The following is a 4,484-nucleotide window of genomic DNA, read 5'->3' as shown; positions in this document are numbered from 1 at the left end:
GGACGGCAATGCCGTCGCCGATACCGAACGGATGGTTGGCGACGATCACCAGCGGCGTGTCCGGCAAATTCACCGGCGGCCACTGGGTGGCGTTGCGCACCCTGACATCGATCAGCTCCAGCATGCGGCTGAACACACGTTCACCCGTTGGGGCAACCTGGCGGCGCCAGAAATCATAGAGCACGGCGAAGCGGTCGCGTCCCGAGAGCCCTTCGACCGAATGGATGAACCACCGCGTCAGCGCCGGCTGATGCTGGTTGGCATAAGAGAGCTCGGGAAAGGGTCTTTCCCGCAGTTTCGGCTTGAGCATGACGGCTCGTTACAGGTTTGGCGTGACAGGCATGTGAAAATGGCGGTGGACCATGCCACCGCCATTGGAGGAGAGGTTCACGCCGCCCGGCGCTTGCGGTCCGGCGAGACCGCCTCGTCGGTCAGCGACTTCACCGCATCGGCGAGCTTCAGCGATTCCTGGTCGCGGGAGCCGAGCCGGCGGACATTGACGGTCTCCTCTTCCGCCTCGCGCTTGCCGCAGACGAGGATGACCGGCACCTTGGCTAGGCTGTGCTCGCGCACCTTGTAGTTGATCTTCTCGTTGCGCAGGTCGGCCTCTGCCAGCATGCCGGCCGCCTTCAGCCGCCCGACGACCTTCATCGCATAGTCGTCGGCATCGGAGGTGATCGTCGCCACCACCACTTGCAGCGGCGCGAACCATAGCGGGAAATGGCCGGAATAGTTCTCGATCAGGATGCCGAGGAAGCGTTCCATCGAGCCGCACACGGCGCGGTGCACCATGACCGGCTGCTTCTTCTCCGAATCCGAGCCGATATAGAAGGCGCCGAAACGCTCCGGCAGATTGAAGTCGACCTGCGTGGTGCCGCATTGCCATTCGCGGCCGATGGCGTCCTTCAGCACGTATTCGAACTTCGGGCCGTAGAAGGCGCCCTCGCCCGGATTGATCGAGATCTTGATGCGATTGCCGGAGCGCGTGCGGATCGTCTCCAGCACATTGCTCATGATCGCCTCGGCATGGTCCCAGGCCTCGTCGGTGCCGACGCGCTTGTCCGGCCGCGTCGACAGCTTCACGGCGACCTCGTCGAAGCCGAAATCGGCATAGGTCGACAGGATCAGGTCGTTGATGCGCAGGCATTCCGCGGCCAGTTGCTCCTCGGTGCAGAAGACATGCGCGTCGTCCTGCGTGAAGCCGCGCACGCGCATCAGCCCGTGCAGCGCGCCTGACGGCTCATAGCGGTGCACGTTGCCGAACTCCGCAAGCTTCACGGGCAGTTCGCGGTAGGACTTCAACCCATGCTTGAAGATCTGCACATGACCGGGGCAGTTCATCGGCTTCAGCGCGAAGATGCGTTCGTCGTCGGTATCGTCGCCGGCAACCGTCACCTTGAACATCGCATCGCGATACCAGCCCCAGTGGCCCGAGGTTTCCCAAAGGCTCTTGTCCAGCACCTGCGGCGCGTTGACTTCCTGGTAGCCGTGCTCGTCGAGGCGGCGGCGCATGTAGTTGACCAGATTCTGGAACATCTTCCAGCCCTTGGCGTGCCAGAAGACAACGCCGGGGCCCTCCTCCTGGAAATGGAAAAGGTCCATCTCGCGGCCGAGCTTGCGGTGGTCGCGCTTTTCGGCTTCTTCCAGCAGCGTCTGGTAAGCCTCGAGCTGCGCCTGGTCGGCAAAGGCCGTGCCGTAAATGCGCGTCAACATCGGGTTGTTGCTGTCGCCGCGCCAGTAGGCGCCTGCCACCTTCATCAGCTTGAAGGCGTTGCCGACCTGCCCGGTCGAGGCCATGTGTGGCCCACGGCAGAGGTCGAACCAGTCGCCCTGCGCGTAGATCTTGATGTCCTGATCTTCGGGAATGGCGTCGACCAGCTCGACCTTGTAGCGCTCGCCCCTTTCGGCAAAGACCTTCTTCGCCTTCTCGCGCGACCAGACCTCCTTGGTGAACGGCTTGTTGCGGGCGATGATCTCGCGCATCTTCTTTTCGATCGCCGGGAAATCCTCCGGCGTGAACGGCTCGTTCCTCGCGAAGTCGTAATAGAACCCGTTCTCGATCACCGGCCCGATGGTCACCTGCGTTCCCGGCCAAAGCTCCTGCACGGCCTCGGCCAGCACATGTGCTGCGTCGTGGCGGATGAGCTCCAGCGCGCGCGGGTCGTCGCGGGCGATGATCTCGACCTTGCCGGATTTGCCGAGCGGGTCGGAAAGGTCGCGAACGGTGCCGTCGATCGCATAGGCCACGGCCTTCTTGGCAAGTGACTTGGAGATCGATTCGGCAAGGCCGGCGCCGGTCATCGCCGCGTCGTAGTCGCGGACCGAGCCATCGGGAAATGTCAGGGAAACGGAATTCAGCATCAGAGGTCTCCTATCCAGTCCCGCAAACGAGCGCGGGTGGTGAAAATGCATGTCGCAGGAATGTGCTGGAGCATGCAGAGGGTCAGCCGGAAGCGTCAATCACATGGACGATGGCCGGCGGGCGCGGTTTTAGAGGCAGTGTCGCGTCAGGTAAAGAGCCCCGTCAGGAAATGTCACCAGCGATATCGCAGCTTGGTCGCGAAGACTTGCGAACGGTCCGGGGACGGATTTGGATGACCGGATGGAAGACGCCACACCCAGTCGAACCGCCCTTCGCGTCGCGCGCTTGCGGGCAGTGCATCAATTTTCACCGCAGGCAGGACTGTTTCGCGACCGCTACGCCATAACAATTCTGGGTGACGGCGCCCCGGCGGCAGAGGAGCTCGAGCAGGAAGACGAGCACAGCCGCCGCATGCGCCTGTTCGTGGCGGCGCGCGCCCGTCTCGCCGAGGATTGGCTGGCGGCGTCCGTGCGGCGCGGTGTCCGCCAGCTCGTGGTGCTCGGTGCCGGTCTCGACACCTTTTCGCTGCGCAACCCACACCCCGACCTAGCGGTCTTCGAGGTCGACCACCCGGCAACGCAAGCCTGGAAGCGCCGGCTCATCGCCGATGCCGGCCTCGCAGAGCCGCCGGGCGCCAAATTTGTGCCGGTCAATTTCGAGCGCCAGCTTCTGTCGGAGGAACTGTCGTCCGCCGGCCTGAGGCCGGCTGAGCCGAGTTTCTTCATGTGGCTTGGAGTGGTGCCCTATCTTACTCGGAAAGCGATCTTTGGCACGCTGTCCTACATTGCCGGCATCCCCGGCTGCGAGGTCGTGTTCGACTACAGCGAACCGGCTGAGAACCGCGATGCGGCCGGACAGGCCGCACTTGCCTTCCATGCCGGGCGCGTCGCATCCGTCGGCGAGCCCTGGATCAGCTTCTTCGATCCCGGCGCGCTGGCGAAATCCCTCAATGATCTCGGCTTCGACGAAATCGAAGATCTCAAAAGCGGCGCAATCGCCGCCCGTTTTTCGCGAGCCCCAAACGGCGCGACGAGCAATTCCGGCGGGCACATTCTTCGCGCCCGCCGAAGCGTCTGAAATCGGTCACTTCACCAGCCGCGGCAGGTCCTTCAGGAAAGCCGCCCGCGTCGCGGGACCCTTCGGCATGTCGCCGCGCCTGGCGTCGACAACCAGCCGGGCGAACACGATGCGGCGGCCGTCCTTCTCGGCCCAGCCGACGAACCAGCCGACCGACCGCTTGTTCTTATCGAGCGCCGTGCTGCCGGTCTTGCCTTGCACCGTCCAGTCGCCGGCCTTGAAGCTCGGGATAATCGCTTTTGTCATCTCATGCGCCTTCTCCGACACCGGCATTTTGCCGGCCAGCAGCCGGCGCAGGAAAGCGGCCTGCTCGACGGGCGAGATTTCGAGCGAGGAATCCACCCAGGAATTGGTCAGGCCGTCATCCTTGCCGGCGGTTCCGGAGACATCGGCATTGCCGTAACCGAATTTCGACACATAGCCGGCGAAACCTTTCGCCCCCAGCCGGCGCGTGATCTCGCGCGAATACCAGATGATGGAATCGCGTTCCCAGATCGTCGGATCTACCGTCTTGCGGTCGCGCTTCACCGCGTTGAACTCGGGCTTGTAGTCCCAGCTCGGCGTGTGCTGGTCGCTCAGGATGCCGGCATCGTAGCCGATCAGCGCCAAGGGCACCTTGAAGGTGGAAGCCGGGCTGACGCGCCGGTCGCAGACGCCGTCCTGGTAAAGCGTCGCGCCGCTTTCCGCATCCTGGATCAGCGTGCAGTGGATGTCTGCAAGGGGCGCCGATTGCGCCCGCATCGGCAGGCCGAGCATCCAGGCCAGAAGGAACAGAATAACGGCAATAAAGAACGGATAGCGGTCCATCTGGCGCATCGAAGCTCACTCCTGAAAGGGATTACGGGAGAGCGGCTTAGCGAGGCGTCTTGTCTCGATTTTGTCTCAAATTCGCAGTGTTTGTGCAGCTTGTCGTTAACCCTACCGGACCGTAAACGCAGCCTGCGAAACGTCGATGCGATCAGCCATCGGCTTGCCCGCGTTTCCTGCCGATCTGCCAGTAGCGCCACGGCATGAACCAGACATAACGCTCAGCAAGCGTCTCCGG

At 63.2% G+C, this 4,484-nt stretch carries 3 protein-coding genes and 1 pseudogene; 1 reads left to right on the top strand and 3 read right to left on the bottom strand.

From position 1 onward, the window contains the following. Together EOA38_RS28835 and thrS are read right to left on the bottom strand one after the other, a co-directional pair. Positions 1–310 (bottom strand): annotated as a pseudogene (locus EOA38_RS28835) (glycerol acyltransferase); the annotation flags it as partial. Positions 311–387: 77 nt separating this feature from the next. Continuing rightward, positions 388–2,361, bottom strand: coding sequence for a threonine--tRNA ligase (gene thrS / locus EOA38_RS28830; protein WP_127300830.1), 1,974 nt, complete (start codon positions 2,359–2,361; stop codon positions 388–390). Between the two features lie 241 nt (positions 2,362–2,602). On the opposite strand from thrS, the gene EOA38_RS28825 reads away from it, so the two are divergent. Next, complete coding sequence (locus EOA38_RS28825; protein ID WP_127300829.1) at positions 2,603–3,439, top strand: SAM-dependent methyltransferase; 837 nt, start codon at positions 2,603–2,605, stop codon at positions 3,437–3,439. Between the two features lie 6 nt (positions 3,440–3,445). Here the strand turns inward: EOA38_RS28825 and blaOXA are convergent, their stop codons facing one another. After that, a complete protein-coding gene (gene blaOXA, locus EOA38_RS28820) occupies positions 3,446–4,255 on the bottom strand; it encodes a class D beta-lactamase (RefSeq protein ID WP_126093448.1) in 810 nt (269 codons plus the stop codon). Positions 4,256–4,484: the final 229 nt, after the last annotated feature.

It is taken from the genome of Mesorhizobium sp. M1E.F.Ca.ET.041.01.1.1 (assembly GCF_003997355.1).
Lineage (GTDB): Bacteria > Pseudomonadota > Alphaproteobacteria > Rhizobiales > Rhizobiaceae > Mesorhizobium.
This window is presented reverse-complemented; position numbering and strand designations above follow the sequence as displayed.